Here is a 2346-nt window from a genome sequence, read left to right on the forward strand (position 1 = left end):
CCCACCCCCCCCTCGCCCCCCCGCCCCCCGGCCCCCCCCCCCCCCCCGATTGACCATGCCGCGGGGCGCGGGGTGGGGGGGGGGGTCGCACACCGACCCGTCGCGGCCCCGCGCTCGCGCTCCCTGCACCCATCCGTGCCGCATATAATCGCTTGGCCGCCACTTCCTCCTTGGCTCTCCCGCCATTGCCATCATCCGCTTCCCTGGGGCGTGGGTTGACCCACGCCCTCGGTGAGGGCCTGCTCTTGGGCGCCCCGGCCGCCGGATCGCCCAACTGGTAGCGCCGCGCGGTCACCCGGGAGATCTCCAGCTGGGCCTGGGCGTCCTTCTCGTCCAACCCGGCCGCCAGGAGCTCCGCGTTCTGCTCCGCTCTTAACGCCGGCCGTCCGCTTCCTTTGCGTCGTTTCCATCACTCCTCCTGCTGGCGGGCATCCACGCCTCTCGTCCGTTCACGACCTCGTCGGGGGCGTTGGGGAAGAACCGGACCTTCCCGCACCCGCGACACACGCCGCGGGAGTAGGGGCCCGCCGGCGTGGCGATCCTCCAGTGGTGCACGTGCCCGTCCGGATCGGCGGGGGGTGCGGGCTTGTGGCAGAGGTCAACCGTGCTCACGTCACACCTTCCCGATGTCGTCCAGGCGCGGGATCACGTCGACGAAGAGGACGATGTCCGCGCCGTCCGCGCGATGCTGCAGCCCCGCAGCATGATCACCCATTCGTCCTGTTCGACCTGGGCGATGCACGCGTGCCCCGTGTCCATGACGTGGGCGGCCGCGTCGTTGTTCGCATCCCTCCCGCCCCCGACCGTGCACCCCGCATACTGGCAACGCCAGTACCGGGGCACCACCAACGTGCTGTACAACACCTGCGTCATGCTCACCCCTCCCGCGCCGGACCCTGGCTCGGCGCGAAGGGCGTCACCCACCGCACCCGGCCGGGCCGATTTGGCGCATCCAGCCACCAGACCAGACTTCCGACACCCAGGCGGCGCATGCCGCACCTCACTCTACGGCGGCCAAGTCCAATCCATCTCTCTGCTCGGATTCGGCGGCGGCCCTCCCTACATGGGATTGGCATACTGAGCCAACAGAATCGTACCCGACCGCTTGTATGACTCACGTAGCATACAGCACCACTATTGTGTAATTTCGCGTATAGTCCTGTGTGATTCGTCATGTGCCTGGTGGTAACGGCTCCATCCTGCTCAACTCAGGTGAGAGATTGGTTGCGGCTAGAACCAAGGGCTGCAAGAGTCGGGGCACTCCAGGGATACCCGTCGAGACCCAACAAGGTCCGCCTGCGCATCAACGAGAGCCTTGACGTCGAAACTCCGCTCCCGTGGCCTTCCTGTCCCTGGCGGGACATCCTCACCGAACCGCGCGCCGACTATCGGACGGCCGGTGGGGTGAGGACGAGGAAGGAGGAGAAGGGACGACGTCGAAACTCTCCCATGTTCCTCCTGCAGGTTCGATGCGAGCGTCCCGGCGAAGAATCTTGATTCCATCAAGCATGGTGGTGGAAAGGGGCCACCGCCCTGGAGGCTCGCTCGGTATGGAGCTTGGCTCTCCTGGACCCCGCCAAGAGGCACCGCTGAACGCCCAGAGTGACAGGCCCTCCACTCAGCGGCGCAGGGCAGCGGATCCGCGCCGAGCATCCGGTCGGACGATTGTCCCAGATCCGGGGGCTCGCCATGGACACGGTCGTTGCGTTCGCTTCCTGGGTAGATTCCAGTGTGCACCCGGGCGAGACTTCATCGCCGAGCCACGCGTCGACTACCGGAGGGCCCGTCGGGTGGTCATGAAGCAGGGGGAGGGGTGAGGTCCACTCTCTCCCACGCCGCGTGCTCCTCCCCCGGGTCTGGAGCGAGCGTCACGGCGAAGATGCTGGGTTCTGTCTGGTCTGGTGGGGCGGGGCTGCTAGACATCGTCCGGACGGCACGGCGGCGAGTGCACGGGCCGCGCTCCCGCGGCCGACGGCGTTTTCCTTTGGACGGTCCCGTTCACGCCGAGTCCGTCGCGGGACCGCCGGCACCGGAGTTCGGCGCCAGACCCACGGGCATCTCCAGGTAATTGATGCCGTACCACAGGGTGGTGAATGGTGCGGAGGGGAGCGCCTTCCCCCGACCATTCGGGGGCGGCGAGAAGTACACGGCCCCCTCCCTGGACTCGTTTCGCTTAAGTTCCACCCCGTGCAGGCAGTCGTCCGGTGCGCCACCCGCCCTGCCAAAATCACGGGGTTCCCACAGGTGCTGTATCTCTCCGAACTCGCCCGGCGCCGTTCCAAGCTGAAGCAGGTCGTCGTCGAATCGTCTCGTCCCACGGTACTTTGACGTCACCCGCAGCGGCAG

At 67.4% G+C, this 2346-nt stretch carries 2 protein-coding genes; both read right to left on the minus strand.

Annotated features, from left to right (window positions below):
* Positions 1-645: 645 nt before the first annotated feature.
* Complete coding sequence (locus tag OXC99_10920; protein MCY4625495.1) at positions 646-873, minus strand: hypothetical protein; 228 nt, start codon at positions 871-873, stop codon at positions 646-648.
* Positions 874-1998: 1125 nt separating this feature from the next.
* On the minus strand, positions 1999-2346 hold a 348-nt coding region (locus OXC99_10925), incomplete at its 5' end, for a hypothetical protein (GenBank protein MCY4625496.1).

The organism is Chloroflexota bacterium (assembly GCA_026713825.1).
Taxonomy (GTDB): Bacteria; Chloroflexota; Dehalococcoidia; order Lucifugimonadales; family UBA1127; genus UBA1127.

What these genes read in the sequence shown, in the direction of transcription:
- OXC99_10920 (MCY4625495.1), bottom strand. Translation starts at nt 873, where the DNA reads ATGACGCAGGTGTTGTACAGCACGTTGGTGGTGCCCCGGTACTGGCGT.